This is a genomic window from Streptomyces sp. NPDC048623, from assembly GCF_040650755.1.
GTDB lineage: Bacteria > Actinomycetota > Actinomycetes > Streptomycetales > Streptomycetaceae > Streptomyces.
The window spans coordinates 189,217-215,413 of the sequence record NZ_JBEZHV010000012.1; the positions used below are offsets into that span (position 1 = coordinate 189,217).

Annotated in this window: 21 protein-coding genes; 9 read left to right on the forward strand and 12 right to left on the reverse strand. The window is 73.1% G+C overall.

Translation table 11 applies throughout. The features are described from left to right. Positions 1–143: 143 nt before the first annotated feature. The 9 genes from murG to rsmH all read right to left on the reverse strand — a co-directional run bounded on the left by murG (position 144) and on the right by rsmH (position 11,884). Positions 144–1,235, reverse strand: coding sequence for an undecaprenyldiphospho-muramoylpentapeptide beta-N-acetylglucosaminyltransferase (gene murG / locus AB0C73_RS19610; RefSeq protein WP_362531415.1), 1,092 nt, complete (start codon positions 1,233–1,235; stop codon positions 144–146). Positions 1,236–1,241: 6 nt separating this feature from the next. Continuing rightward, on the reverse strand, positions 1,242–2,594 hold the full coding sequence (gene ftsW, locus AB0C73_RS19615; RefSeq protein ID WP_362531417.1) for a putative lipid II flippase FtsW: 1,353 nt from the start codon (positions 2,592–2,594) through the stop codon (positions 1,242–1,244). A gap of 55 nt (positions 2,595–2,649) precedes the next feature. Beyond that, complete coding sequence (gene murD, locus AB0C73_RS19620) at positions 2,650–4,089, reverse strand: UDP-N-acetylmuramoyl-L-alanine--D-glutamate ligase (protein WP_362531420.1); 1,440 nt, start codon at positions 4,087–4,089, stop codon at positions 2,650–2,652. Then, positions 4,071–5,141: a phospho-N-acetylmuramoyl-pentapeptide-transferase gene (gene mraY / locus AB0C73_RS19625; protein ID WP_362531423.1), complete on the reverse strand. Its 1,071-nt coding sequence runs from the start codon at positions 5,139–5,141 to the stop codon at positions 4,071–4,073. The genes murD and mraY overlap by 19 nt, the downstream gene beginning before the upstream one ends. Further along, complete coding sequence (gene murF, locus AB0C73_RS19630; RefSeq protein WP_362531426.1) at positions 5,138–6,568, reverse strand: UDP-N-acetylmuramoyl-tripeptide--D-alanyl-D-alanine ligase; 1,431 nt, start codon at positions 6,566–6,568, stop codon at positions 5,138–5,140. The genes mraY and murF overlap by 4 nt, the downstream gene beginning before the upstream one ends. 4 nt (positions 6,569–6,572) lie before the next feature. Beyond that, entirely contained in the window at positions 6,573–8,258 is a 1,686-nt protein-coding gene (locus AB0C73_RS19635; protein ID WP_362531428.1) for a UDP-N-acetylmuramoyl-L-alanyl-D-glutamate--2,6-diaminopimelate ligase, read from the reverse strand. Between the two features lie 120 nt (positions 8,259–8,378). Next, the gene (locus AB0C73_RS19640; protein ID WP_362531431.1) at positions 8,379–10,358 is read right to left on the reverse strand and encodes a penicillin-binding protein 2; all 1,980 of its coding nucleotides are present in this window, start codon (positions 10,356–10,358) and stop codon (positions 8,379–8,381) included. Between the two features lie 3 nt (positions 10,359–10,361). After that, complete coding sequence (locus AB0C73_RS19645; protein WP_362531539.1) at positions 10,362–10,877, reverse strand: cell division protein FtsL; 516 nt, start codon at positions 10,875–10,877, stop codon at positions 10,362–10,364. 47 nt (positions 10,878–10,924) lie between these two features. Further along, on the reverse strand, positions 10,925–11,884 hold the full coding sequence (rsmH, locus tag AB0C73_RS19650) for a 16S rRNA (cytosine(1402)-N(4))-methyltransferase RsmH (RefSeq protein ID WP_362531434.1): 960 nt from the start codon (positions 11,882–11,884) through the stop codon (positions 10,925–10,927). A gap of 326 nt (positions 11,885–12,210) precedes the next feature. Here rsmH and AB0C73_RS19655 point away from each other — a divergent pair, with 326 nt between their 5' ends. The 4 genes from AB0C73_RS19655 to AB0C73_RS19670 all read left to right on the forward strand — a co-directional run bounded on the left by AB0C73_RS19655 (position 12,211) and on the right by AB0C73_RS19670 (position 17,742). Continuing rightward, on the forward strand, positions 12,211–12,762 hold the full coding sequence (locus tag AB0C73_RS19655; RefSeq protein ID WP_362531437.1) for a carbonic anhydrase: 552 nt from the start codon (positions 12,211–12,213) through the stop codon (positions 12,760–12,762). Between the two features lie 191 nt (positions 12,763–12,953). Then, the gene (locus tag AB0C73_RS19660; RefSeq protein ID WP_362531439.1) at positions 12,954–13,991 is read left to right on the forward strand and encodes a MoxR family ATPase; all 1,038 of its coding nucleotides are present in this window, start codon (positions 12,954–12,956) and stop codon (positions 13,989–13,991) included. Continuing rightward, positions 13,991–15,352: a DUF58 domain-containing protein gene (locus AB0C73_RS19665; RefSeq protein ID WP_362531441.1), complete on the forward strand. Its 1,362-nt coding sequence runs from the start codon at positions 13,991–13,993 to the stop codon at positions 15,350–15,352. The genes AB0C73_RS19660 and AB0C73_RS19665 overlap by 1 nt, the downstream gene beginning before the upstream one ends. Beyond that, entirely contained in the window at positions 15,349–17,742 is a 2,394-nt protein-coding gene (locus AB0C73_RS19670; RefSeq protein WP_362531443.1) for a DUF3488 and transglutaminase-like domain-containing protein, read from the forward strand. Before AB0C73_RS19665 ends, AB0C73_RS19670 begins: the two co-directional genes overlap by 4 nt. Before the next feature lie 109 nt (positions 17,743–17,851). On the opposite strand, the gene AB0C73_RS19675 is transcribed toward AB0C73_RS19670, so the two are convergent. From AB0C73_RS19675 to AB0C73_RS19685, 3 genes are all read right to left on the reverse strand, one after another. Next, positions 17,852–18,247 carry a DUF3040 domain-containing protein gene (locus tag AB0C73_RS19675; RefSeq protein ID WP_362531445.1) on the reverse strand — a complete coding sequence of 132 codons (396 nt, stop codon included), beginning with the start codon at positions 18,245–18,247 and terminating at the stop codon, positions 17,852–17,854. Between the two features lie 256 nt (positions 18,248–18,503). After that, positions 18,504–19,292 carry a methyltransferase gene (locus AB0C73_RS19680; protein ID WP_362531448.1) on the reverse strand — a complete coding sequence of 263 codons (789 nt, stop codon included), beginning with the start codon at positions 19,290–19,292 and terminating at the stop codon, positions 18,504–18,506. Between the two features lie 66 nt (positions 19,293–19,358). Continuing rightward, positions 19,359–19,889 carry an SAV_6107 family HEPN domain-containing protein gene (locus tag AB0C73_RS19685; protein ID WP_362531450.1) on the reverse strand — a complete coding sequence of 177 codons (531 nt, stop codon included), beginning with the start codon at positions 19,887–19,889 and terminating at the stop codon, positions 19,359–19,361. A 196-nt stretch (positions 19,890–20,085) separates the two neighbouring features. Here AB0C73_RS19685 and AB0C73_RS19690 point away from each other — a divergent pair, with 196 nt between their 5' ends. From AB0C73_RS19690 to AB0C73_RS19710, 5 genes are all read left to right on the forward strand, one after another. Continuing rightward, the gene (locus tag AB0C73_RS19690; protein WP_362531452.1) at positions 20,086–21,009 is read left to right on the forward strand and encodes an ATP-binding cassette domain-containing protein; all 924 of its coding nucleotides are present in this window, start codon (positions 20,086–20,088) and stop codon (positions 21,007–21,009) included. Further along, positions 20,981–23,068, forward strand: coding sequence for a YhgE/Pip domain-containing protein (locus tag AB0C73_RS19695; protein WP_362531455.1), 2,088 nt, complete (start codon positions 20,981–20,983; stop codon positions 23,066–23,068). The genes AB0C73_RS19690 and AB0C73_RS19695 overlap by 29 nt, the downstream gene beginning before the upstream one ends. Positions 23,069–23,086: 18 nt before the next feature. Then, positions 23,087–23,695, forward strand: coding sequence for a TetR/AcrR family transcriptional regulator (locus AB0C73_RS19700; RefSeq protein ID WP_362531458.1), 609 nt, complete (start codon positions 23,087–23,089; stop codon positions 23,693–23,695). 324 nt (positions 23,696–24,019) lie between these two features. Continuing rightward, positions 24,020–24,667 (forward strand): DUF4126 domain-containing protein, encoded by a 648-nt coding sequence (locus tag AB0C73_RS19705; RefSeq protein ID WP_362531460.1) that lies wholly within the window; start codon positions 24,020–24,022, stop codon positions 24,665–24,667. A 55-nt stretch (positions 24,668–24,722) separates the two neighbouring features. Continuing rightward, positions 24,723–26,183: an NAD(P)/FAD-dependent oxidoreductase gene (locus AB0C73_RS19710; RefSeq protein WP_362531463.1), complete on the forward strand. Its 1,461-nt coding sequence runs from the start codon at positions 24,723–24,725 to the stop codon at positions 26,181–26,183. Positions 26,184–26,197: the final 14 nt, after the last annotated feature.

Consider the following 26,197-nt stretch of genomic DNA (forward strand, 5'->3'; position numbering starts at 1 on the left):
CTCCCTTTCATTGCGGGCTCGACTCACCTCAGGGGCGCTTGTGCGCCTGTCGACGGTCGATCGTGCTCGACGGCTCGTTCCTCGCCGCCTGCGCGCGGTCTCCCTTTCGACAGCCGCGCGCCCCTTCGGCTCGCTCGCCCGCGCTAGCGCCCGCGGGCGGCGATCGCCTCGTACACCATGCCGACGAGCAGCTCGTCGGCGTCCCGGCGGCCGAACTCGGCGGCGGCGCGGGACATCTCGTACAGACGGTGCGGATCGGCCAGTACGGGCAGGACGTTGGTCTGCACCCACTGCGGCGACAGTTCCGCGTCGTCGACGAGGAGTCCACCGCCGGCCTTGACCACCGGCTGGGCGTTGAGCCGCTGTTCGCCGTTGCCGATGGGCAGCGGGACGTAGGCGGCCGGCAGTCCGACGGCGGAGAGCTCGGCGACGGTCATCGCGCCCGCGCGGCAAAGCATCATGTCGGCGGCGGCGTACGCGAGATCCATCCGGTCCACGTACGGTACCGGCACGTACGGCGGCATTCCGGGCATGTTGTCGACACGCGGCAGTTCATTCTTCGGGCCGACCGCGTGCAGGATCTGGATGCCGGAGCGCTGGAGCACCGGGGCGATCTGCTGGATGACCTCGTTGAGCCGGCGGGCGCCCTGCGAGCCGCCGGAGACCAGCAGGGTCGGCAGGTTGGGGTCGAGACCGAACGCGGCGCGCGCCTCGGGGCGCATCCGGGCGCGGTCGAGGGTCGCGATGGTGTGCCGCAGCGGGATGCCGATGTAACGGGCGTTGCGGAGCTTGGAGTCCGGGGTGGCGACGGCGACCCCGGCGGCGTAGCGCGAGCCGATCTTGTTGGCCAGGCCGGGCCGGGCGTTGGCCTCGTGGACCACGATCGGCACGCCGAGCCGCTTGGCGGCCAGATAGCCGGGCAGGGCCACGTAGCCGCCGAAGCCGACCACACAGTCCGCCTTGGTGCGCTCCAGGACCTGCTCCGCCGCCTTGATGGTGCCGCGCAGCCGTCCGGGGACGGTGATCAGCTCGGGGGTGGGTTTGCGGGGCAGCGGCACGGCCGGGATGAGCGCCAGCTCGTAGCCGCGCTCGGGCACCAGCCGGGTCTCCAGGCCCTTCTCCGTGCCCAGCGCCGTGATCCCCACGGAGGGGTCCTGCCTGCGCAGGGCGTCCGCGAGGGCGAGCGCGGGCTCGATGTGGCCGGCGGTACCTCCGCCGGCGAGTACGACATGCACCGAAATTCACCGCTCTCCGGACGGACGCTTCTTGACGCGCCGTCGCATCGACTTCCATCTCCCCCCGGCCCGCTTGCCCCAGCCGGGGCGGCGCATGGCCAGGGCCGCTCTCGCGGCGGGTTCCTGTCGTGCGAAGGCGATCAGGATCCCGACGGCGAACATGGTCGGCAGCAGGGCCGAACCCCCGTAGGAGAACAGCGGGAGCGGGACTCCGGCGATCGGCAGCAGACCGAGCACCGCACCGATGTTGATCACGGCCTGCGCCGTGATCCAGGTGGTCACGCCTCCCGCGGCATACCTGACGAAGGGGTCCTCCGTGCCTCCGGCCACGCGGATACCCGCATAGCCTAGAGCCGCGAACAGGGCGAGCACCGACAGCGTCCCCGCAAGACCCAGTTCCTCCCCGGTGACGGCGAAGATGAAGTCGGTGTGCGCTTCGGGGAGTTGACCCCATTTCTCCACACTTGCCCCGAGTCCGGAACCGAACCATCCGCCCGAGGCGAGCGCGTAGATGCCGTGCGCGGCCTGCCAGCACGGGTCTCCCGCGCCGCCCGGGTCGCTGGCGCCGAGGCAGCCGAAGCGCTCCAGCCGGTGCGGGCTGGTCTTGATGAGCAGTCCGCCGATGAGGCCGGCGACGACCAGGACCCCGACGAAGAGCCGGGTGGGCGCGCCCGCGGTCCACAGCAGGCCGAACAGGATCGCGGTGAGGATGATCGCCGTGCCCATGTCACCGCCCAGCATGATGAGGCCGAGCAGCAGGAAGGCCCCGGGGACCAGCGGCACCAGCATGTGCTTCCACTGCGTGAGCAGCTTCATGTCCTGTTTGCGGGCCAGCAGATCGGCGCCCCAAAGGATCAGCGCCAGCTTGCCGAACTCGCTGGGCTGGAGCATGAAGGGGCCGACCACCGGGATCCAGTTCTGGTTGCCGCCGACCGCGACTCCTATCCCGGGCACCTGCACGAGCACCATCAGGAAGATGGCGCCGACCAGGATCGGGTAGGCGAGCGCCCGGTGCAGCTTCACCGGCATCCGGGAGGCCAGGAACAGCAGGCCCGCGCCGAGCAGGGCCGCGAAGAACTGCTTGCGGAAGAAGTACGAGGGCACCAGGTCGTAGCGGAGTGCCGTGATCATCGACGCGGAGTAGACCATCACCAGGCCGAGCGCGGTGATGAGCAGTCCGGCGCCGACGATCACGTAGTACGCGGTGAGCGGCCGGTCCCAGGCCCTGCGCGCCCGCTCGGGGAACCCCCTGAGGCCCCTCGGGCCCCCGCGGGGCTTCCGGGGGGCCGCGGGGGCGCGGCCGGCGCCGCGTGCGGCGGACGGCCGGCGCGTCGTCCCGGCGGTTCTGCTGCTCGGCATGGTCGCTGTCCCCTCCAGTCGTGTCCGGCGCGGCCGGACCGCCGTGCTGGTCAGGTCAGGCGTCGCCGGTGGCGGCGAGGGCGCGGACGGCGTCCGCGAAGGCCTCGCCCCGCTTGTTGTAGTTGGCGAACATGTCCATCGACGCACAGGCCGGGGCCAGGAGGACCGTGTCCCCCGGCTCGGCGAGCGCCGCCGCCTCCTGGACCGCCGCCGACATCGCCCCAGTGTCGGTCCGGTCGAGGTCCACCACCGGGACCTCGGGGGCGTGTCGCGTCAGCGCTTCGCGGATCAGGGCGCGGTCCCGGCCGATCAGGACGACACCGCGCAGCCGCTTCGCCGACTTCTGGACGAGCTCGTCGAAGGTGGCGCCCTTGGCGAGGCCGCCGGCGATCCAGACGATCGGGTCGTAGGACGCCAACGACGCCTCGGTGGCGTGGGTGTTGGTGGCCTTGGAGTCGTCGATGTAGACGACGCCCTGGATCTCCTCGACCAGTTCGATCCGGTGCGGGTCGGGCCGGAAGGCGCGCAGCCCGTCGCGTACGGCCTGCGGCTCCACGCCGAAGGCGCGGGCGAGGGCGGCGGCGGCGAGCGCGTTGGCGATGTTGTGCGGGGCCGGCGGCCGGACGTCGGAGATCTGGGCGAGCTCCTGGGCGTTCTTCTGCCGGTTCTCGACGAAGGCCCGGTCGACGAGGATGTCGTCGACCACGCCGAGCTGCGAGGGGCCGGGGGTGCCGAGGGTGAAGCCGATGGCCCGGCAGCCCTCCTCGACGTCGGCCTCGATGACCAGCTCCTCGGTCACCGGGTCGGCCACGTTGTAGACGCAGGCGACCTGGTTGCCCTCGTACACCCGGCCCTTGTCGGCGGCGTACGCGTCCATGGAGCCGTGCCAGTCGAGGTGGTCGGGTGCCAGGTTGAGCACGGCGGCCGAGTGGGCGCGCAGCGAGGGCGCCCAGTGCAGCTGGTAGCTGGAGAGCTCGACGGCGAGCACGTCGTACTTCTCCTCGCCGAGGACGGCGTCGAGGAGCGAGACGCCGATGTTGCCGACGGCGGCGGTCCTGAGGCCGGCCGCCTCCAGGATGGAGGCGAGCATCCGCACGGTCGTGGTCTTGCCGTTGGTGCCGGTGACCGCGAGCCACGGCGCGGCGTCGGGGCCGCGCAGGCGCCAGGCCAGCTCGACGTCGCCCCAGATCTCCACGCCGGCCGCCTGGGCGGCCTGGAAGAGGGGCTTGTCGGGCTGCCAGCCCGGCGCGGTGACGATGAGCTCGGTGCCGGCCGGCAGGGTGGCCCCGTCGCCGAGGCGGACGGTGATCCCCGCCGCCTCCAGTTCGGCCGCCTGGGCCCGGGAGCGCTCGTCGTCGCCGTCGTTGACGACCGTGACGACCGCGCCCAGGCCGTGCAGGGCGCGGGCGGCGGGGATGCCGCTCACGCCGAGCCCGGCGACGGTGACGTGCTTGCCCTGCCAGTCCGGCTGATCGCTCACTTTTCGGCTGCCCATCCCGCGTAGAAGATCCCCAGACCCACGATGACGCACATGCCCTGAATGATCCAGAACCGGACCACCACGAGTACTTCGGACCAGCCCTTCATCTCGAAGTGGTGATGGAGCGGCGCCATCCGGAAGACCCGCTTGCCGGTCATCTTGAAGGCGCTGACCTGGATGACCACGGACATCGTGATCAGCACGAACAGACCGCCGAGCAGTGCGAGCAGCAGCTCGGTGCGCGAGCAGATGGCGAGGCCGACGAGCGCGCCGCCGAGGGCCAGCGAACCGGTGTCGCCCATGAAGATCTTGGCCGGCGCGGTGTTCCACCACAGGAAGCCGAAGCAGGCGCCCATCAGGGCGGAGGCGACGACCGCGAGGTCGAGCGGGTCGCGCACCTCGAAGCAGGCGTTGGGGTTGGTCAGGGTCATGGCGTTGGCGCACGACTCCTGGAACTGCCAGAGGCCGATGAACGTGTACGCGCCGAAGACCATCACCGAGGCGCCGGCCGCCAGACCGTCCAGACCGTCCGTCAGGTTCACGCCGTTGGACATGGCCAGGATCATGAAGAGCGCCCAGAGCACGAACAGCACCGGGCCGATGGACCAGCCGAAGTCGGTGATGAAGGACAGCTTCGTGGAGGCCGGGGTGTTGCCGCGCAGGTCGGCGAACTGCAGCGAGAGCACGGCGAACGTGATGCCGACGATCAGCTGGCCGGCCATCTTCGCCTTGGCCCGCAGACCCAGCGAGCGCTGCTTGACGATCTTGATGTAGTCGTCCAGGAAGCCGACCAGGCCCATGCCCGCCATCAGGAACAGCACCAGGACGCCCGAGTACGTCGGGTCCTCACCGGTGATGACCTTGGTGAGCGCGTACGCGATGAGCGTGGCCAGGATGAAGGAGATGCCGCCCATGGTGGGCGTGCCCTTCTTGCTGCCGTGGGTGCGCGGGCCGTCGTCCCGGATGAACTGCCCGTATCCCTTGCGGGCCAGCAGCTTGATGAACAGCGGGGTGCCGGTCAGGGTCAGGAAGAGCCCGATGGCCCCCGCGAAGAGGATCTGCCTCATCGGCCGGCGACCTCACCCTCGGCACCGTTCTCGAGCAGTGCCAGGGCGACCCGCTCCAGACCCACCGACCTGGAAGCCTTCACCAGGACGATGTCCCCCGGGCGCAGCTCACTGCGCAACAGGTCGACCGCCGCCTGCGCGTCGGACACGTGCACCGACTCCTCACCCCACGAACCCTCGTTATAGGCGCCCAGTTGCAGCCAGGACGCTTCCCTGTCCCCGACCGCGACGAGCTTGCTGACGTTGAGCCGGACGGCGAGCCGTCCGACCGCGTCGTGCTCGGCGAGCGACTCGTCTCCGAGCTCGGCCATCTTGCCGAGCACCGCCCACGTACGGGAGCCCCTGGCCTGTACGGGCCTGCCCATGGCCGCGAGCGCGCGCAGGGCGGCTCGCATGGACTCGGGGTTCGCGTTGTAGGCGTCGTTGACGATCGTCACGCCGTCCGGACGCTCGGTGACCTCCATGCGCCAGCGCGACAGGGTGCCTGCCTCGGAGAGCGCGGTGGCGATCTCCTCGACGGGCATGCCCAGCTCATGGGCGACGGCGGCCGCGGCGAGCGCGTTCGACACGTGGTGCTCACCGTACAGGCGCAAGGTCACGTCGCTGCACCCGGTGGGTGTGCGAAGCGTGAAAGAGGGCTGTCCGGTTTCCGTGAGGCGCACGTTCTCGGCACGTACGGCCGCTTCGTCCGACTCTCCGAACAGGACGACGCGGGCCTTGGTGCGGCTCGCCATCGCGCGCACCAGGAGGTCGTCGGCGTTGAGGACCGCGATCCCGCCCTCCTCGGCGGAGGGCAGGGCCTCGACGAGCTCGCCCTTCGCCTCGGCGATCTGCTCGCGGCCGCCGAACTCGCCGATGTGGGCGGTGCCGACGTTGAGGACGAGTCCGATACGGGGCGGGGTGAGCCCGGTGAGGTAGCGGATGTGGCCGATTCCGCGCGCTCCCATCTCCAGGACGAGGTGGCGGGTCTCGGGTCCGGCGGTGAGCGCGGTGAGGGGCAGCCCGATCTCGTTGTTGAGGGAGCCGGGCGTCCACACGGTCGGCGCGTGCCGCTGGAGGACCTGGGCGATGAGGTCCTTGGTGGAGGTCTTGCCGGCCGAGCCGGTGAGGGCGACGACATCGGTGCCGAGGCGTTCGACGACCGCGCGGGCGAGGGCCCCGAGCGCCGTCTGGACGTCGTCGACGACGATGGCGGGCACACCGACGGGGCGGGCGGCCAGCACGGCCACGGCGCCCGCCTCGACGGCCCGGGCCGCGTAGTCGTGGCCGTCGACCCGTTCTCCGGCGAAGGCGGCGAACAGGCTGCCGGGCTTCACCTCACGGGAGTCGATGACGACCGGACCGGTGACCGGAGTGGCCGGATCCGGTATGTCGTACGCCTGCCCGCCGACGATTTCGGCGATCTCGGCGAGGGAGAGGGCGATCACTGCTTCATCCCTGACTGTTCTGGTGACGGGCTGCGTCCTGCTGACGGGGTGCGTCCTGGTGACCGGGCGCGTCCTGGTGACCGGACGCGTCCTGCCGGCGGCTCTGCCGGCTGACGATCGCCTCGCGCAGGACCTGACGGTCGTCGAAGGGGCGGACCACGCCGGCGGTCTCCTGGCCCTGCTCGTGGCCCTTGCCCGCGACCAGGACGGTGTCGCCGGGCTCGGCGCGGGCCACGGCCGCGGCGATGGCGGCGGCGCGGTCAGCGTCCACGAGGACCGTGCCGCGCTCCTCCCGCGGCACCTCGGCGGCTCCGGCGAGCATCGCGGTGAGGATCGCGAGCGGGTCCTCGGAGCGCGGGTTGTCGGAGGTGAGCACGGCGGTGTCGGCGAGCCGCGCGGCGGCGGCGCCCATCGGGCCGCGTTTGGTGGTGTCGCGGTCGCCGCCGCAGCCGATGACGACGTGCAGCCGGCCGCGGGTGACCTCGCGCAGCGAGCGCAGGACGGACTCGACGGCGTCCGTCTTGTGCGCGTAGTCGACGACCGCGAGGTACGGCTGGCCCGCGTCGACCTTCTCCAGACGCCCGGGCACCCCCGGGACGGCGGCGACGCCGTCGGCGGCGGTCTGCGGGTCGATGCCGGCGGTGGCGAGGGTGACGATCGCGGCGAGGGTGTTGGCCACGTTGAACGGGCCGGGCAGCGGGGCGGTGGCGGAGATCCGTACGCCGTCCGGGCCGGTGACCGTGAAGGTGGAGTCGGCGGCGCCGGTGACCACGTCCTCGGCGCGCCAGTCGGCGTCCGCGGCACCAGTGGCGGAGAAGGTGACGACCGGGACGGCCGCCTCCTTGGCGAGCCGGCGGCCGTAGGCGTCGTCGAGGTTGACCACGCCGCGCCGGCTGCGCGCCGGGGTGAACAGGCGTGCCTTGGCCTGGAAGTAGTCCTCCATGTCGGAGTGGAACTCCATGTGCTCCGGGCTCAGGTTGTTGAAGACGGCGACGTCGAAGACGCAGCCGTCGACCCGGCCGAGCACCAGGGCGTGGCTGGAGACCTCCATGGCGACCGCCTCGACGGCGCGTTCGCGCATGACCGCGAACAGGGCCTGGAGGTCGGTGGCTTCGGGGGTGGTGCGCTCGGACTTGATGCGCTCGTCGCCGATCCGCATCTCGACGGTGCCGACCAGACCGGTGTGCTTCCCGGCGCCGCGCAGCCCTCCCTCGACGAGGTAGGCCGTGGTGGTCTTGCCGGAGGTGCCGGTGATGCCGATCTGCAGCAGGTCCTCGCCGGGCCGCCCGTAGATCTCGGCGGCGAGCTCGCCCATCCGGCCGCGCGGGTCGTCGACCGCGAGGACCGGCAGGCCGGTCGCGGCGGCGCGTTCGGCGCCCGCCGGGTCGGTCAGGACCGCGACGGCGCCGAGGCCGGCGGCCTGGGCGACGAAGTCGGCGCCGTGCGCGCGGGCGCCGGGCAGCGCCGCGTACACGTCGCCGGGGCGGACCGCCCGCGAGTCGTGGGTGATGCCCGAGACCTCGACGCCGCGCCCGGCGGCGGAGATCTCGGTGCCCAGCCGGTCGGCGAGCTCGCCCAGGGGTGTCGGGCGGAGCCGCTCCGGGCGGGGCGGGGTGGTTCGGGACTGATCAGCGTGTGGCACGGCGGTGAGCGTACCGGGCGCACCCTGCGCAGGGCTAAATCGGGCCATGGCGTCGCCGGAGTCCGTTTTCCGGTTCCCGGAATGTGGGGTGATCGTTCTCACTGGTGCTCCCGGAGATTCACGCGGTGTCGCGACTGTGCGGTGTTGCGGCTGTGCGGGTTGCGGCTTTCAGGGCTGGAACGTCACCGGGAGCCGGGCGGGGCCGCTGCCGGTCGGCGGGACGTGCAGGGTCTTGAGGGCGAACTCCATGACCTTCTTGTAGATGGGTCCGCAGAGCTGGCCGCCGAAGTACTCCTTGCCCTTGGTGGGGTTCTGGACGGCGCAGTAGACGGTGACACGGGGCTGGTCGGCCGGTGCGAAGCCGGCGAAGGAGGCGGTGTAGCCCTTGTAGCGCCCGGTCTCGGGGTCGACCCGGTTGGCGGTGCCGGTCTTGCCGGCGACGCGGTAGCCGGGGATGGCGGCCCGCTTGCCGGTGCCCTCCTCGTCGTCGACGACGGACTCCAGCATCTGCGCGAGGGTGGTGGCGGTCTTCTCGCTGACCACCCGGCTCTGCTTCGGCTCGGGCGCGGGGGTGAAGCGCCCGTCGGGGCCCTTGGTGCCGCGCACCAGGCTGGGTTCGATCCGGACGCCGCCGTTGGCGATGGTCGAGTAGACGGAGGCGGCCTGCATGGCGCTGAGGGAGAGGCCCTGGCCGAACGGGATCGTGTACTGCTGGGAGGTCGACCAGTCCTGCGGCTTGGCGAGGATGCCGGGGGTCTCGCCGGGGTAGCCGAGCCCGGTGGGGCGGCCGACGCCGAACTTGCGCAGGTAGTCGTAGAGCACCTTGTTGGCCTCGGGCTGGGTCCTGCCGAGCTGGCCGGTGGCCAGGATGGTGCCGATGTTGCTGGACTTGGCGAGGACGCCGTTGAGCGTCAGGTACCAGGTCTCGTGGTCGACGTCGTCCTTGAAGAGGCGGTCGCCGCGGTGCAGCCGGTTGGGCACGGTGACCTTGGTGTCCGGCGTGGCGGCGCCCTGCTCCAGGACGGCGGCCATGGACATGACCTTGGCGGTCGAGCCGGGCTCGTAGGCGTCCTGGAGGGCGGCGTTGCCCATGGCGGTGGCGTTGGCCTGGGAGAGGTCGTTCGGGTCGAAGCCGGGGGCGTTGGCCATGGCGAGCACCTCGCCGGTGCGGGTGTCCTGGACGACGACGTAGCCGCGGTCGGCCTTGACCTTCCTCACCTGCTCGGTGATGGCCTGCTGTGCGGCCCACTGGATGTCCCGGTCGATGGTGAGCTCGATGTCCGAGCCGGGGACGGCCGGGGTGCCCTGGGAGCCCGCGGTGGGCACCCGGCGGCCGCCGGACTGGGCGTAGCGGATCTTGCCGTCCTTGCCGGCGAGCTCCTTGTCGAGCATGGACTCCACGCCGCCGGCCCCGCGGCCCTCGGCGTTGACGTAACCCAGTATCCCGGCGGCGAGTTCGCCGTTCGGGTACACGCGCTTGGTGCTGGGCTCGCCGAGGACGCCGCCGAGCAGATTGATCCCGTTGCCGCCGTTGGCGGGCTTCGCCTTCTGCTCGTAGACCTTCTTGAGGTCCTTGATCTGGTTCCAGACCTGCGGGGTCTGCTTGCGGGCGAGCATCGTGTAGCGGGACCTGGGGGTGCGCAGCTTCTTGGCGAGCTCGGCGGGCGGCCTGCCGAGGAGCGGGGCGAGCAGCGCGGCGGCCTGTTCCGGGGCGTCCTTGACCTTGGACTCCTCGGGCGTGAACAGCTTGGGGTCGGCGGTCACGTCGTACGCGTCGACGCTGGCGGCGAGCGCGACCCCGTTGCGGTCGGTGATCTCACCGCGGTCGGCGGAGAGCGTGTACTCCTGGTAGCGGTGCTTCTCGGCCTTGGCGGCGTACGCGTTGGCGTCGACGGCCTGGACCTGGAGCAGCCGCACCACGAAGACCAGCAGGACCAGGGTGAGGCCGAGCGAGACCAGACGGAGCCGGGGCTTGGGGCTGCCGAGCCGGATGGTGCGGGCCTTCGGGGCAGGGCGCGGTGCCGGGCGCCGGGGCGGCGCGGAGCGCGGGGCGGGCCGCTGGGCGGGCCGGCCGGAGGCGGCGGGGCGGGGGCGCGCGGGCCGGGCGGGGCCGGGGACACGGCGGCGCGGGGGCTCCTTGGAGGGCACGGGTCACCTGCCGGTGGTCGTCGGGGCGGTCGCGGTGGGGGCGACGGGCGGCGCGGCGGGCGGCGCGGGCGTCGGGCTCGCGGTGCCGGTCGGCTGCGCCTGCGTCGAGGCGGGGGGCTGGGTCGCGGGGGCCTGGCTCGCGGGCGGGCCGGCCGGCGGGGTGGCGGCCGTGGCCGGCGGAGTGGGCCTGGGCGAGGGCTTCGGGGAGACGGCCACCGAGGGAACGCCGCGGACCCTGCCGTCGGGGTCGAGGAAGGCGGGGCCGCCGCCGGGGACCATGCCGAGCTCGCGGGCCCGGCGCTCCAGGGCGTCGGGGGCGGCGCTGTCGTCCACGTCGTGCTGGAGCGCCTGCTCCTCGTCGGTGAGCTCGGTGGTCTTCTTCTTCAGCTCGCTGAGCTTGAAGGAGCCCTGGTTGAGGGCGGAGTTGAGCAGCAGCAGGGTGATCAGGCCGCCGCCGAGGAGCAGGACGACGAGCAGGACGAAGGGGGTCCGGGCCGCGGTGCTCGGCCCGGACGGCATGAACCGGCCGAGCCGGGCGGCCCGTCCTTCGAGCGGCCCCTTCTGGCTCACGGCTGCACGTCCTCCCTGATCCGCTCCGCACCCCTGAGACGCGCGGGGGCCGCCCGGCGGTTCTCGGCGATCTCCTCCTCGGTGGGGAGCTCGGCGCCGCGGGTGAGGAGCTTCAGGCGGGGCTGGTACTGCTCGGGTACGACGGGGAGGCCGGGCGGCGCGGTGGTCGCGGCGCCCGCCGCGAAGACCTGCTTGACCAGCCGGTCCTCCAGGGAGTGGTACGAGAGGACGGCGATCCGGCCGCCGACGGCGAGGGCCTTGACGGCCGCCGGGATCGCCCGCTCCAGGACCGACAGCTCGCCGTTGACCTCGATGCGCAGGGCCTGGAAGGTGCGCTTGGCGGGGTTGCCGCCGGTGCGCTTGGCGGCCTGCGGGAGGGAGTCACGGATCAGCTCGACCAGACGGGCGCTGTTGGTGAAGGGCTCCTTCTCGCGCTCGCGCACGATGGCGGAGACGATCCGCTTGGCCTGCTTCTCCTCGCCGTAGGCGCGCAGGATGCGGACGAGCTCGCCGGCCGGGTAGGTGTTGAGGACCTCGGCGGCGCTGATGCCGGTCGTCTGGTCCATGCGCATGTCGAGCGGGGCGTCCTGCGCGTAGGCGAAGCCGCGGTCGGCCTCGTCGAGCTGCATGGAGGAGACGCCGAGGTCGAAGAGGACGCCGGCGACGCGGGGGATGCCGAGCCGGTCGAGGACCTCGGGCAGTTCGTCGTACACGGCGTGGACGAGGGTGGCGCGCTCGCCGTACGGGGCGAGCCGCTCGCCGGAGAGGCGCAGTGCCTCCTTGTCGCGGTCGAGGGCGACGAGCCGGGCCTCGGGGAAGCGCCGGAGGAGCGCCTCACTGTGTCCGCCGAGTCCCAGGGTGCAGTCGACGACGACCGCACCGGGCTGCTCAAGAGCGGGTGCCAACATGTCCAGGCACCGCTGGAGCATCACCGGGACATGTCGGTCGTTGCTCACTGCGCCCTCTCAGATCCGGCGGGACAGGCACCGCCGGCGAGCGGAAGGGGCCGAGCCGTGGGTACCGCCGCGTATATGGGGAGAATCGGCTGAAATCGCTCGATGTCTCCGTGAACTTCGCGTCACTCTAGTCCACCGGACCCGCCGGTCAACCAATCGGCTGGCGCGCCGCGCGCCCCGGACGGGGCCGTCGGACGATTCGCGACGTTCACCCGGTCGGCCCTGGTCGCGAAGCGCTGTGGGTTCGCTCACAACAGGGTTCATTGCGACTCTTTGTCCGCTCTCACAGCGGACTCCGGCACCCTGTGACCACTACCGTCGAACGCATGTCGACCTCTGCGCACCACCCCGCCGACGCGACGGGCACCGAGAGCCCGGTCATCGGCCGTCTCGTCGAGGCCAACGCGCGTTACGCCGCCGAGTTCACCGACCCGGGAATGGACGCGCGGCCCGTGCGGCGCGTCGCCGTGGTCGCCTGCATGGACGCCCGTCTCGACCTGCACGCCGCGCTCGGCCTGGAACTCGGCGACTGTCACACCATCCGCAACGCGGGCGGTGTGGTCACCGACGACGTGATCCGCTCGCTCACGATCAGCCAGCGGGCGCTCGGCACCCGCAGCGTGATGCTGGTGCACCACACCAACTGCGGTCTGGAGTCCCTCACCGAGGACTTCCGGCACGAGCTGGAGGACGAGGTCGGACAGCGTCCGGCCTGGGCCGTGGAGGCCTTCCGGGACGTCGAGCAGGACGTCCGGCAGTCGATGCAGCGGGTGCGCACCTCCCCGTTCCTGCCGTACACGGACGACGTGCGGGGCTTCGTCTTCGACGTGACCTCGGGCCTGCTGCGCGAGGTGGACCCGGCACAACCCGGCGCGTAGACCGGCTGTTTCAGCCGCGTCCCGCCCGGCGCAAGCCCGCAAACCCCGGCAATTCGCCCCGAGTTATCCACAGGCCTGCCGCAGGCAAGTGACACGACCCGGTCACGGCAACAAGAATGCACACGTGACACCCCCCGGCCCTCGCGCCGGGGGCAGGTGTCTGTGCTGCGAAATGGGCCGAGGAGGGCCGGGTGACGACCTATGACGACCGAGCGAGCCTCACAGATCTGACCACGACCGCGGAGCGGGTGCGCGGGTCGGTGGAGAGCGTGATCGAGGGCAAGCCCGAGGTCGTACGGATTGCGCTGACCGTGCTGCTCGCCGAGGGACATCTCCTCATCGAGGACGTGCCCGGCGTCGGCAAGACCATGCTGGCCAAGACGCTGGCACGGTCCATCGACTGCTCGGTCCGCCGGATCCAGTTCACGCCCGACCTGCTGCCCTCGGACATCACGGGTGTGTCGATCTTCGACCAGCAGCGGCGCGAGTTCGAGTTCAAGCCGGGCGCGATCTTCGCGCAGATCGTGATCGGCGACGAGATCAACCGGGCCTCGCCCAAGACCCAGTCCGCGCTCCTGGAGTCCATGGAGGAGCGCCAGGTCACGGTGGACGGCCAGACGTACGAGCTGCCCAGCCCGTTCATGGTGGTGGCCACCCAGAACCCGGTGGAGATGGAGGGCACCTACCCGCTGCCCGAGGCCCAGCGCGACCGCTTCATGGCCCGGGTCTCCATCGGCTATCCGAACGCCGAGGCCGAGCTGAAGATGCTCGGGATCCACGGCTCGGTCTCGCCGCTCGACGACCTCCAGCCGGTGGCGCACGCCCATGACGTGCTCAAGCTGATCGAGGCGGTCCGCGCGGTGCATGTCGCCGAGGCCGTCAAGCGGTACGCGGTGGATCTGGTCGCCGCCACCCGCACCCACCCGGAGCTGCGGCTCGGCGCCTCCCCGCGTGCCACGCTGCACCTGCTGCGGGCCGCGAAGGCCTCGGCCGCGCTCAGCGGCCGGGAGTACGTGCTGCCCGACGACGTCCAGGCGCTCGCCGCCCCGGTGCTCGCCCACCGGCTGCTGCCCACCGCGCAGGCCCAGCTGGGCCGCCGCACCGCGGAGCAGGTCGTCCAGGACATCCTCCAGCGCACCCCCGTGCCGGCCGCCGCGCCGCAGGTGCCGCCGGCGCAGCCCTCCGGCCCGTACTACGGCCAGCAGCAGCCCGGCGTCCGGCGGCCGTGATGAGCGCCGCCGCTCCGCAGGGGCAGCCCCCGGGGCAGTGGCAGGACGGGGAGCGGGGCAGCCTGCGGGCCGCCCTGGGCGGGCTCACCACCCGCGGCCGGTCCTTCCTCGCCGCCGGGGTCGCCGCCGCCGTCTGCGCCTATGTGCTCGGCCAGGGCGATCTGCTGCGCGTCGGGCTGCTGCTCGCCGTGCTGCCGCTGGTCTGCGTCGTCGTGCTGCACCGCACCCGCCACCGGGTCGCGGCCGGCCGCCGGCTCGCCCCGGAGCGGGTCGAGACCGGCACCGAGGCCCGGGTCCATCTCCGGATGGACAACGTGTCCCGGATGCCCACCGGTCTGCTGATGCTCCAGGACCACGTGCCGTACATGCTGGGGCCGCGGCCCCGGTTCGTGCTCGACCGGGTCGAGGCGGGCGGCCGCCGCGAGGTGTCCTACCGGGTCCGCTCCGACCTGCGCGGACGCTTTCCGCTCGGCCCGCTGATGCTGCGGCTCACCGACCCCTTCGGGATGTGCGAGCTGACCCGCTCCTTCAGCGCCTACGACACGCTCACCGTCATCCCCCGCACCGAACCCCTCCCGCCGGTCAAGCTCGCCGGCGAGTCCGCCGGGTACGGGGAGGGGCAGCAGCGGGCGCTCGCGCTCGCCGGGGACGACGACATCATTCCGCGCGCCTACCGGCACGGCGACGACCTGCGCCGGGTCCACTGGCGCTCCACCGCCCGCTACGGCGAGCTGATGGTGCGCCGCGAGGAGCAGCCGCAGCGGGCCCGCTGCACGGTGCTGCTCGACACCCGGGACCTCGCCTACGAGGGCGGCGGCCCCGACTCGGCCTTCGAATGGGCCGTCTCCGGCGCCGCCTCGGTGCTCACCCACATGCTGGAGCGGGGCTACGCGGTGCGCCTCCTCACCGACACCGGCAGCACCGTGCCCGGCGAAGGCGCGGAGGGCTTCGCCGGGGCGGGCCAGGACTCGGCCGAGGCCGCCGGGCTGATGCTGGACACCCTCGCGGTCGTCGACCACTCGGAGGGCGGCGGGCTCTCCCGCGCCTACGACGTGCTGCGCGGCGGGCACGAGGGGCTGCTCGTCGCGTTCCTCGGCGATCTCGACGAGGAGCAGGCGGCGCTCGTGGCCCGGATGCGGCACCGCGGCGGGGCGGCGGTCGCCTTCGTGCTCGACTCCGGCACCTGGCTGACCGGCGGCGCCGTCGCCGGGGCGGTCGAGGACCGGCTGCGCCGGCTGCGGGAGGCCGGCTGGCAGGCCTTCGCCGTGTCGCCGGGCATGCGGCTCGGCGATCTGTGGCAGCAGGCGGGCGGCGCGGCCGCGCAGGCCGCCGGCGCCGACACCTACGGAGGTTGGTCATGAGCGGGCGGACGCGGCTGACGCTCGCGGCCTTCTTCGCAACCCTCGCGGCATCCCTCGCGCTGCTGCCGCTGGTCAGACCGGCCACCTGGATCTTCACGGCGGCGCTCGTGCTCGCCCTGCAGAGCGCGGTCGGCGCGGTGACCCGGCGGGTGCCGCTGGCCCGGCCGCTGACGATCGCCGCCCAGACGGTGCTCACCCTGCTCGTCCTGACGGTGATCTTCGTCCGCGAGCAGGCGGTCCTCGGGGTGCTGCCCGGCCCGGACGCGTTCACCGCCTTCGGATCCCTCTTCGAGGCGGGGGTGAACGACGTCGGGACGTACGCGCCGCCGGCGCCGAACACGCCCGGCATCCGGCTGCTCCTGGTCACCGGCGTCGCCGCGATCGGGCTCCTGGTGGACACGCTCGCGGTGACCTTCCGCAACGCGGCCCCGGCGGGACTGCCGCTGCTCGCGCTGTACTCGGTGGCCGCCGGGCTCTCCGGCGGCGGCGCCGGTCTGTTCGCCTTCCTGTGCGCGGCGGCCGGTTATCTGGTGCTGCTCCTCACCGAGGGCCGGGACCGGCTGTCGGCCTGGGGCCGGGTGTTCGGCGGGGCACAGCGCTCCGGCCGGTCGGGTTCGCCGCTCGGCGAGGGCGGGGCGGCGTCCGCCCCGGCCCGCACCGGGGTGCGGATCGGCGCGGTCACCCTGGGCGTGGCGCTCCTGGTGCCGTTCGCACTGCCCGGTCTGGGCGGCGGCGTCCTCGGCGGCGGCGGCGCGGACGGAGACGGCCGGGGCGGCAAGGGCGGCACGATCTCGGCGGTGAACCCGCTGGTCTCGCTGCAGAACGACCTGCGCCAGCCGGAGGACCGGGAGGTCCTGCGCTACCGCACCAACGCCACCGACAGGGACGGTCTCTATCTGCGGCTCGTCGCGCTCGACCAGTTCGACGGCACCTCCTGGAAGTCCTCGGTCCGCCCGATCGAGGACGTGCCCGAGCAGCTGCCGTGGCCGGACGGCCTCGCCCAGGACGTGCGCTTCTCCGAGGTCACCAGCAACTTCGTGGCCGACGCCCGGTACGAGCAGAAGTGGCTGCCGATGCCGTACCCGGCGTCCCGGGTCTCCCTCGGCGGCAGCTGGCGCTACGAACCGGCCGGCCGGATGCTGGTCGGCGACAACGGGCAGACCACGCGCGGCGCCCGCTACTCGGTGACCAGCCTGGACGTGCGGCCGACCGGCGAACAGCTGGCGGCGGCCCCGGCGGCGCCGGAGAAGCTGCGCCGGGAGTACACCCGGGTGCCGGCCTCACTGCCGGCCGATGTGAAGGCGACGGCCCTGGAGGTCACCCGCGGCGCGGGCAGCGACTACGAACGGGCAGTGCGGCTGCAGGACTGGTTCGCCGAGGACGGCGGCTTCCGCTACGACGTGTCGGTCGACTCGGGCACGGGCGTCGGGGCGGTCTCCCGCTTCCTGAAGGACAAGCGGGGCTTCTGCATCCACTTCTCCTTCTCGATGGCGGCGATGGCCCGCTCCCTCGGCATCCCGGCCCGGGTCGCGGTCGGCTTCATGCCGGGCACCCCGCAGCCGGACGGCTCCGTGTCGGTCGGCATCCGGGACGCCCACGCGTGGCCCGAGCTGTACTTCGAGGGAGCCGGCTGGGTCCGCTTCGAGCCGACGCCCTCGCGCGGCACGGTGCCGGACTACGCCCGGCAGCAGTCCGCGGGCGGGGCGGCGACCCCGTCGGCGCAGCCCACGGCCGACGCGTCGGCGCAGCCCTCGGCGGTGCCGAGCGCCTCGCAGAGCTGCACCCCGCAGGAGAAGAAGCTCGGCGGGTGCGCCCAGGACCAGGGGGCGGCCGGGGCCGTGGACGGTGACGGCGGCGGCCTCGATCTGCGCCTCGTCGCGCTGGTGGCCCTGGGCGTCCTGGTGGTGGTCGGACTGCCGCTGCTGCCGTGGCTGTGGCGCAGCCGGGTGCGGGCCCGCAGGCTCGGCCCGGCGCCCGATCCGGTCGCCCGGGTCCTCGCGGTCTGGCAGGAGATCAACGACACCGCCTGGGACTACGGGATCGCCCCGGACGAGTCCCGGACCCCGCGGCGCACGGCGGCCCGCCTGGTCCGTGAGGGCGAGCTGCCCCCGGACGCGGCGGACGCGGTCCACCGGGTGGCCCGCGCGGTGGAGGAGGCGCTGTACGCCCCCCGCCCCCGCCCGGCCACCGGCCTCACGGACCAGGCCGCCCTGATCCACCGCGGCCTCCACGCCTCGGCCACCGCCCGCGCCCGCCTCCGCGCCCGTCTGGCCCCCCGCTCGGCCGCCCGGGTGACCCGCGCGGCCGGGGAACGCTGGGAGACCCTGCGCCTGTCCTGGTCCGCCCGCGCCCGCACGGCCTTCGCCGGCCTGCGCCGGAAGCCCTCGTAGGAGGCGGACCCGGTCCCGACCCCCGGCCGGGGTCGGGACCGGGTCCGGACGTGCCTGTGGGCCCGCACCTGATCGGTGCGGGCCCACAGAAGGCTCAAAAAGCGAGGGGCTAGTGGTGGCCGCCCTGCTGTTCGTCGCGGCGGCGCTGCCAGCGTTCTTCGATGCGGGTCATCATCGAGCGTCGCCGGCGGGCCTGTCGGCCGCCACCGGCGCCTCGGTGGTGTTCGCCCGGCTTGGGCGCCTTGCGCCATCCGGTGACCGCCAGGACCGCGCAGCCCAGCATGACGAGGAATCCCACCACGCTGATCCAGATCTGCTGAGCGACCATTCCGGCCATGAGGAGCGCGATACCCACCAGGAAGCCGGCGACCGCCTGGTAGACCCGTCGCCGGGTGTACGTACGCAGCCCGCTTCCCTCGAGCGCTGTCGCGAACTTGGGATCTTCGGCGTACAGCGCTCGCTCCATCTGCTCGAGCATTCGCTGCTCGTGCTCCGAGAGCGGCACGGAGTCCTCCTCGTCGTCGGTCGCGGGGGCGACCGGATTGCGGCCCTTTCAGGATAGGCAGGGAATCGCCCCCGTGAAACCCGCCCTCAATGCCAATCGCCGATCCGGGCCGCCATGCGGTCGGATGCTGAGGCGTTGATTCCCCAGCCCCCTGCCCGTCATGCCGGTTGGTGTCCCTCGATCATACGGGGACAAGTCCCCGTTCGGGCGGCCTGTGGCGTACTCCATCCGCGACTGCGGCGCTGCTCAGCGCCGCTCAGCCGCGCTTCTCGCCGAGAACGTGCAGCTGGGTGGCGATGGCCTGGAAGGACGGCAGCTCGGCGGCCACCGCCTCCAGCCGCAGCAGAGCCTCGGCCGCGCCCGGCTCGGTGTCGACGAGGACCCCGGGGACCAGGTCGGCGAAGACCCGCACGCCGTGCACGGCGCCGACGTCGAGGCCGGCGTCGGTGGCCAGTCCGGTGAGCTGCTCGGCGGTGAACCGCCGCGGCACCGGGTCGCCCTCGCCCCAGCGCCCGTCCGGGTCGCCGAGCGCGTGCCGGGCCTCGGTGAAGTGGCCGGCGAGCGCCCGGGCGAGGACCGCGCCGCCCAGTCCGGCGGCGAGCAGGCTGAGGCTGCCGCCCTGGCGGAGCGCGGCGGTGGCGTTGCGGACGCCCTCGGCGGGGTCGTCCACGTACTCCAGGACGCCGTGGCACAGCACCGAGTCGAAGCCCTCGCGCTCCACCACGTCGAAGAGCCCGCGGATGTCTCCCTGCACGCCCCGCACCCGGTCGGCGACGCCGGCCTCGGCGGCGCGCCGCTCCAGGGCGAAGAGCGCGTTGGGGCTGGGGTCGACGACGGTCACCCGGTGGCCGAGCCGGGCCACCGGCACCGCGAAGTTGCCGGAGCCGCCGCCCGTGTCGAGGACGTCGAGGCTGTCCTTCCCGGTGGCCTTGACCCGCCGCTCCAGGGCGTCTTTGAGGACGTCCCAGACGACGGCGGTGCGCAGGGAGGCGCGCGACGGGCGCGAAGTCGCCTCTCGACCGGAGGCGGGGGAAGGGTCCGACACGGCTGTTGACTCCTCGGTGACGGGTACGAACATCCCCACCCTATGGCCTGGGACGGGCCGCGCGGATCATCCGGCGGCCTCCTCCGCCCCCGGCTGGCGCGGGAGCACCGGCTGGAGCACGAGCAGCCGCTCGACCAGCCGCAGGAACATGGCGGCGTCCCGGATCAGGTCGTCGGCGTCACGGCGGGTGGCGGCGCCGGTGATGCCGGCCTCGGCGCGGGCCCGGCGCTCGGCCCCCGCGGCGAACAGCGCGCTCCACTCGGTGAGCTCGGGGGCTATCTCGGGCAGCACGTCCCAGGCGCTGCGGATACGGGCCCGCCTGCGCGGGTCGCGCTCGGGCCGGCCGCGCGCGGCGAGCACGGCGGCGGCCGTGCGCAGGGCGGCGAGGTGGGCGGTGGCGTACCGCTCGTGGGGCATGTCCAGCGCGGCGGCCTCGTCGAGTCCGGCCCTGGCCTTGTCGAGCAGGTCGAGGGCGGCGGGCGGGGCCGAGGTGCGGCGCAGGACCGGGTGGATGTCGGACGCGGGTCCGAGCTGGGCGGGGGCGATGGGGCGCGCGGTCTGGCGCCGGGGTGCGGCTGCGGCGGAATGGCCGGCCATGACGAGCCTCCTGTCGTCGGGTGACGGCGCTGTGGCCGTATGTGTTCATCGTGCACGACACCACTGACAATCACGCTGACCTGGGGTTTTGCCAGTTCGCCAACTCGGGGGTAACTTTTTGCACTGACTGGTCAGTTCAAAAAGAGTTCCAGGGGGGATCGTGACAGCGAACCCGGCAGTCAAGCCGAAACCGGCCGTGAGGCCGGCAGCGAAGGCGGGGGCGAAGGCGGACGAGCCGCACGGCGCCGCCGTCGTCGCGGACGGATTCGGCCTCAAGGGCCCGCGCGGCTGGGCGTTCCAGGGGATCGGCTTCGCGGCCGAGCCCGGGTCGCTCGTCGCGATCGAGGGCCCCTCCGGCTCGGGCCGCACCTGCCTGCTGCTCGCGCTCACCGGCCGGATGAAGGCCCAGGCGGGTCACGCCGAGGTGGCCGGGCTGCGGCTGCCCCGCAAGATGGCGGCCGTGCGCCGGATCGCCGCGCTCGGCCCCGTCCCGGGCGTCAGCGAGCTCGACCCGTCCCTCACCGTCGCCGAGCACCTGCGCGAGCGGGCCCTGCTCCAGCGCCGCTTCGACGGCTCCCTCAAGGCCCTGCTGCGCCCGCCGGCCGAGCGCCGCGCCGCCGCGCGGGCCCGTATCGACGAGGCCCTGACCGCCGCCGGTCTGGACACCGCGGCCCTGCCGAAGGGCGACCGCACCTCGGTGCGGGACCTGGAGCGCCTTGAGGCGCTGCGGCTGTCCGTGGCCATGGCCCTGATCGGCCGGCCCCGGCTGCTAGCCCTCGACGACACCGACCTCAAGCTCTCCGACGCCGACCGCGCCGAGGCCTGGGCCCTGCTGCGCTCCGTCGCCGCCGCGGGCACCACCGTCCTGGCCGTCTGCAGCGAGGCCCCCGAGGACGCCCTGAAGGTCTCCACAGTCCCCGCCGCGAAGCCCGCCGAGGCCGCCGCACCCGAAGAGCCCGCCAAGGCCGCCGAGCCCGGGCCCGAGGCCACCAAGGCCGAAGAGGCCGAAGAGGCCGAAGAGGCCGAAGAGGCCGACACCACCACGACCGACACGACCGAGACGACCGACACGACCGAGAAGGGGGACGCCGGTGCGCTCGCACAGGCTTGCCGCGCTTGAGCTGAAGCGGTTCGGCAGGGGGAAGCTCCCGCGGGCCGCGATGGTCGCGATCCTGCTGCTCCCGCTGCTGTACGGCGCGCTGTACCTGTGGTCGTTCTGGGACCCGTACAGCAGGCTCGACAAGATCCCCGTCGCCCTCGTCAACGAGGACAAGGGCGCCACCGCCGGCGGCAAGAAGATCACCGCGGGCGCCGACATCACCGAGCAGCTGCGCGAGAGCGCCGTCTTCGAGTGGCACGAGGTCAGCGACGACGAGGCCCGCGAGGGCGTCGAGGACGGCACGTACTACCTGTCCCTGACCATGCCGTCCGACTTCAGCGCGCGGATCGCGTCCAGCTCCGGCGACGCCCCCGAGGCGGGCGCCCTGCGGGTGCGGACCAACGACGCCAACAACTACATCGTCGGCCAGATCTCCCGCACGGTCTTCTCCGAGGTGCGCACCGCCGCCTCCACCAAGACCTCCCGGACCTTCCTCGACAAGATCTTCATCTCCTTCTCCGATCTGCACGACGCCACCGAGGAGGCGGCCAAGGGCGCCGGTGACCTCAAGGACGGCGTCGACAAGGCGAAGGCCGGCTCCAAGAGCCTGGCCGACGGCCTGAAGACCGCCAAGAAGGGCAGCGGCGACCTGGCCTCCGGCATCACCAAGCTGGACACGGGCTCCAAGGACCTGGAGGTCGGCTCCCGCAAGGTCGCGAACGGCACCCAGCAGCTCGCCGACCGGGTCAACGGCGAGGCCGCCAAGGTCCGCCCGTACCTCGCCAACAACGGCAAGTCGATCCGCGACAGCGCGCGTCTCGTCTCCGACTCCGCCACCGCCGTCCAGCGCAACCTGGACGAGCTGGTGCGCCGGGCCCCGGTCGCGCGCGCCGCCGCCCACGTCGCCGACGACGACCTCTCCGCGTACTACCAGAAGCACTGCGTCGCCGCCCTGCTGCCCGACCCCGAGGGCTGCGCGCTGCTCAAGAAGGCCTCGGATTCCGCCGGCGACGTCGCGAAGATCGCCGACGACCTGCACGAGCTGACCAAGGACAGCAAGGGCGACGTCAAGGTCCTCGACGCGCGCCTCACCAAGCTGAAGAAGGACGCCGACGAGCTGGCCCGCCGCTCCCCGCACCTCGACGAGGAGGTCGAGGACGCCATCAAGAAGATCAACGAGCTGAACAAGGGCGCCCACGACGTCGCCGCGGGCGCCGCCCGGCTGCACACCGGCCTCACCCAGGCCCGTTCCGGTTCCACCAGCCTGGACACCGGCGTCGGCAGGCTCAAGAAGGGCGCCGGCCAGCTGGACGGCGGCCTGTTCAAGCTGGCCGACGGCTCGGGCGAGCTGGCCACCGGGCTCGCCGACGGTGTGAAGAAGATCCCCGACTACGACAAGCAGGACCGGGACCGCCGCACCGAGGTGATGTCCGACCCGGTCAAGCTGGCCGCCCAGTCGATGCACAAGGCGCCCAACTACGGCACCGGCTTCGCCCCGTACTTCATCCCGCTCTCCCTCTGGGTCGGCGCGATGGTCGCGTACATGATCATCCAGCCGCTCAACCGGCGCGCGCTCGCCGCCGGCGCCTCCGCCTGGCGGATCGCCCTCGCGGGCTGGCTCCCGGTCGCCGCCATCGGCGTCCTCCAGGTCGCCGCGCTGATGTCGGTGCTGCACTGGGGCCTGGGCCTGCAGATGGCCAGGGCCGCCGGCACCGTCGGCTTCCTCACCCTGGTGACCTGCTGCTTCGCCGCCATCATCCAGTGGCTCAACGCCCGCTTCGGCGCGGCCGGCCGGATCCTGGTGCTCGCGGTGCTGATGCTCCAGCTCACCTCCGCGGGCGGCACCTACCCCGTCCAGACCAGCCCGGGCTTCTTCAACGCGATCCACCCCTTCCTGCCCATGACCTACGTGATCGAGGCGCTGCGCCGGCTCATCACCGGCGGCGGCATCGGGCCGGTCTGGCAGGCGGTCGCCGTGCTCGCCGCCTTCACGGCGGGCGCGCTCGCCCTGACCGCCGTCTCGGCCCGCCGGAAGCAGGTGTGGACGCTGGACCGGCTCCACCCCGAACTGTCGCTCTGAACCTGTGAGAATCGAGCCATGGACAGCAGCAGCACCAGACGCGGGGCGACCCGCGCCAAGCTCTACGAAGCGGCCGTCACCCTCATCGCGGAACAGGGCTTCTCGGCGACCACGGTCGACGAGATCGCCGAGCGGGCGGGGGTGGCCAAGGGCACGGTCTACTACAACTTCAAGAGCAAGACCGAGCTCTTCGAGGAGCTGCTGCGGCACGGAGTCTCGCTCCTCGCCGGCTCACTGCGCACGGCGGCCGAGGAGACCGCCGAGCGCGGCGGCAGCCGGACCGAGGCACTGGAGGCGATGATCCGGGCGGGCCTGGTCTTCATCGAACGCTATCCGGCCTTCACCCAGCTGTACGTGGCCGAGCTCTGGCGCACCGGACGGGCCTGGAACTCCACCCTCCTGGTGGTGCGTCAGGAAGCTGTCACCGTGATCGAGAACGTGCTGCGGGACGGCGTGGCGGCCGGCGAGTTCTCGGCCGACATCGACGTGCCGCTCACCGCCTCGGCGCTGGTCGGCATGGTCCTGGTGGCCGCGCTCGACTGGCAGGCCTTCCAGAGCGAGCGCTCCCTGGACGACGTGCACGCGGCGCTCTCGCGCCTCCTGCACGGCCGCGTGAGCGGCTGCTGAGCCGGCACACGAACAGCGAGGCTCGAACAGCAAGACACGAACAGAACGAAAGACGCCGGTCCGGCGAGGCTCGATCCCCCCGAGCCTCGCCGGACCGGCGCGCTTTTCCGTTCCCCCGTGTTCCCCCGTGTTCCCCCGGGTCACCCCCGTGTTCCCCGTACCGGCAGGCGCGCGGCCCCGTTCCGCCGCCCCGTGCCGGCGGTCCCGGAGCCGCGCCCCTTCCGTGTGGTCCACTCTCCCTTCCGCGCAGGTCACAGCCCATCCGCACACCTACTCATCTCGACCCCTAGGTACGGATACTCAGAGCTGGCTACGATCGCGGACGTGTCCGTACTCCCCCTGGTCTTCACGAGCGGCTGGGCGAGCGGGATCAACGCGTACGCGGTGGTCCTGCTGCTCGGCGTCTTCGGCGCCACCGGGCTCAGCGACGACGTGCCCGAGGCGCTGCAACGGCCCGACGTCCTGATCGCCGCCGGTGTGCTGTTCCTGTGCGAGGCGGTAGCGGACAAGATCCCGTACGTCGACTCCGTGTGGGACTCCGTCCACACGGTGATCCGGCCGGTCAGCGGCGCGGTGGTGGCGGCGCTGCTCGCCGGCCAGTCCGGTTCGCTGCCGGAGCTCGCGGCAGGCGCGGTCGGCGGTACGACGGCCCTGCTGAGCCACTTCGTCAAGGCCGGCACCCGGATGGCGATCAACACCTCGCCCGAGCCCGCCTCCAACATCGTCGTGTCCATGGCGGAGGACCTGGGCGTCGCCACCCTCGTCACCCTCGCGGTCTTCCACCCGGTCGCGGCCTCGCTGATCGCGGCGACCCTGCTGGTCCTCGGCCTGGTGATACTCGTCTTCCTCGCGCGGCGGATCCGCCGCTTCTGGCGGCGCCGGGCGCAGCGCCGCGAGGAGAAGCGGCTCGCGGCGGCGGGGCCGGCCGTGGCGCGGCCACCGGTGCGAACGGACGGCTCCGAGCACTTCTGACCTGCCGGACAGGGCCGCCGCCGAGCGGCCCGACGGGGCGGATAGGGTCGCCCCCATGGCAAGGATTGTGGTGATCGGCGCGGGTCTGGGCGCCATGGCGGCCGCGGCCCGACTGGCGGTCGCCGGACACACGGTGACGGTGTACGAGAAGACGTCGACGTACGGCGGCGCGGTGGGCCGCTTCGAGCGCGACGGCTTCGGCTTCGACACCGGCCCCGGGCTGCTGCACCTGCCCGCCGTCTACCGGGACCTGTTCGTGAAGACGGGCAAGGAGCCGCTTGAGGAGTGCGTCTCGCTGACGCAGGTCGACCCGGCGGCCCGTCATGTCTTCGCCGACGGCACCCGCGTCGACCTGCCGAACGCCTCCCGGGCCGGCACCGCCGCCGCGCTGGACGCGGCGCTCGGCGCGGGCGCGGGCGAGCGCTGGGGCGACTTCATGGTGCGGGCCCGCGAGGCCTGGGACCGCACCCGGCGCCCGCTCCTGGAGGAGCCGCAGCCGGCCGACCTCACTCCGCTGGGCCGCGAGCCCTACCCGGCCCTGAAGGCGGGCCTGCTGCGCCGCCCGACGACCACGCTCGCCCAGGTCGGCGCCCGCGAGCTGCGCCACCCGCGGCTCGCCGCGCTGCTCGACTCGTACGCGTGGAGCTACGGCTTCGACCCGGCGACCGCCCCGGCCGCCGCGGCCGTCCTGCCGTACATGGAGCAGACCTTCGGCAGCTGGTACGTGGGCGGGGGCCTGCGGGCGCTGGCCGACGCGGTGTACGAGCGGTGCCGGCAGCGGCGGGTGGAGTTCGTCTTCGACACGCCCGTCGAGCACGTCGTGGAGAAGGACGGCCGGGCGGCCGGTGTCCGGCTTGCCGGAGGCGAGACGGTCGAGGCCGACCACGTGGTGTCCGGGGCTCCGGTGCCGGCGCTCTACCGCGACCACGTCGTGGAAGGGGAACGCGGCGACGACCGGCCACACCACCAGGTCAACGGCACAGGCCGCGTGACGGTCTGTCTGGCCCTGCGCGGCCCCCGGGAGGCGGACGCGGTCCACCGGACCGTCGTGCACGCGGAGGGCGGGCGGCCGACGGTGACCGTGCTGCGGCCGGACGATCCGGCGCTGCGCCCGGACGGTGCGTACGAGTCGGTGACGGTCACCGCGACCGTGCGGACGGACCCCGGCCAGGACTGGGAGCCCTTCGCCGACCGGATGGTCGAGGCGGCCTTCCCCGACCGGATGGTCGAGGCCGCCGGGCGGGCGGTCCCGGACCTCGCGGAGCGGCTGCTGTGGCGGCACGTCCGCACCCCGGAGGACGTACGGCGGGACACGGGTGCCGCCGAGGTGCCGGGGCCCGCGCTCGCCGGGGCGGGCGGACGGCTCCTTCCGGCCGCCAACCGCTCGCCGCTGCCGGGCCTGTACTTCGCGGGCGGCTGGTCGCACCCGGGCGGCGGGCTCGCCCACGCCGGGATGTCGGGGGCCCTGGTGGCCGGGCTGATCGTCGAGGGCGCGGACTTCCGCGGCTCGCAGTGAGCGACCGCCCCCTC

What these genes read in the sequence shown, in the direction of transcription:
- ftsW (WP_362531417.1), bottom strand. Translation starts at nt 2,594, where the DNA reads ATGCCGAGCAGCAGAACCGCCGGGACGACGCGCCGGCCGTCCGCCGCA.
- murD (WP_362531420.1), bottom strand. Translation starts at nt 4,089, where the DNA reads ATGGGCAGCCGAAAAGTGAGCGATCAGCCGGACTGGCAGGGCAAGCAC.
- mraY (WP_362531423.1), bottom strand. Translation starts at nt 5,141, where the DNA reads ATGAGGCAGATCCTCTTCGCGGGGGCCATCGGGCTCTTCCTGACCCTG.
- AB0C73_RS19635 (WP_362531428.1), bottom strand. Translation starts at nt 8,258, where the DNA reads ATGGCCCGATTTAGCCCTGCGCAGGGTGCGCCCGGTACGCTCACCGCC.
- AB0C73_RS19645 (WP_362531539.1), bottom strand. Translation starts at nt 10,877, where the DNA reads ATGCCGTCCGGGCCGAGCACCGCGGCCCGGACCCCCTTCGTCCTGCTC.
- AB0C73_RS19655 (WP_362531437.1), top strand. Translation starts at nt 12,211, where the DNA reads ATGTCGACCTCTGCGCACCACCCCGCCGACGCGACGGGCACCGAGAGC.
- AB0C73_RS19665 (WP_362531441.1), top strand. Translation starts at nt 13,991, where the DNA reads ATGAGCGCCGCCGCTCCGCAGGGGCAGCCCCCGGGGCAGTGGCAGGAC.
- AB0C73_RS19670 (WP_362531443.1), top strand. Translation starts at nt 15,349, where the DNA reads ATGAGCGGGCGGACGCGGCTGACGCTCGCGGCCTTCTTCGCAACCCTC.
- AB0C73_RS19685 (WP_362531450.1), bottom strand. Translation starts at nt 19,889, where the DNA reads ATGGCCGGCCATTCCGCCGCAGCCGCACCCCGGCGCCAGACCGCGCGC.
- AB0C73_RS19700 (WP_362531458.1), top strand. Translation starts at nt 23,087, where the DNA reads ATGGACAGCAGCAGCACCAGACGCGGGGCGACCCGCGCCAAGCTCTAC.
- AB0C73_RS19710 (WP_362531463.1), top strand. Translation starts at nt 24,723, where the DNA reads ATGGCAAGGATTGTGGTGATCGGCGCGGGTCTGGGCGCCATGGCGGCC.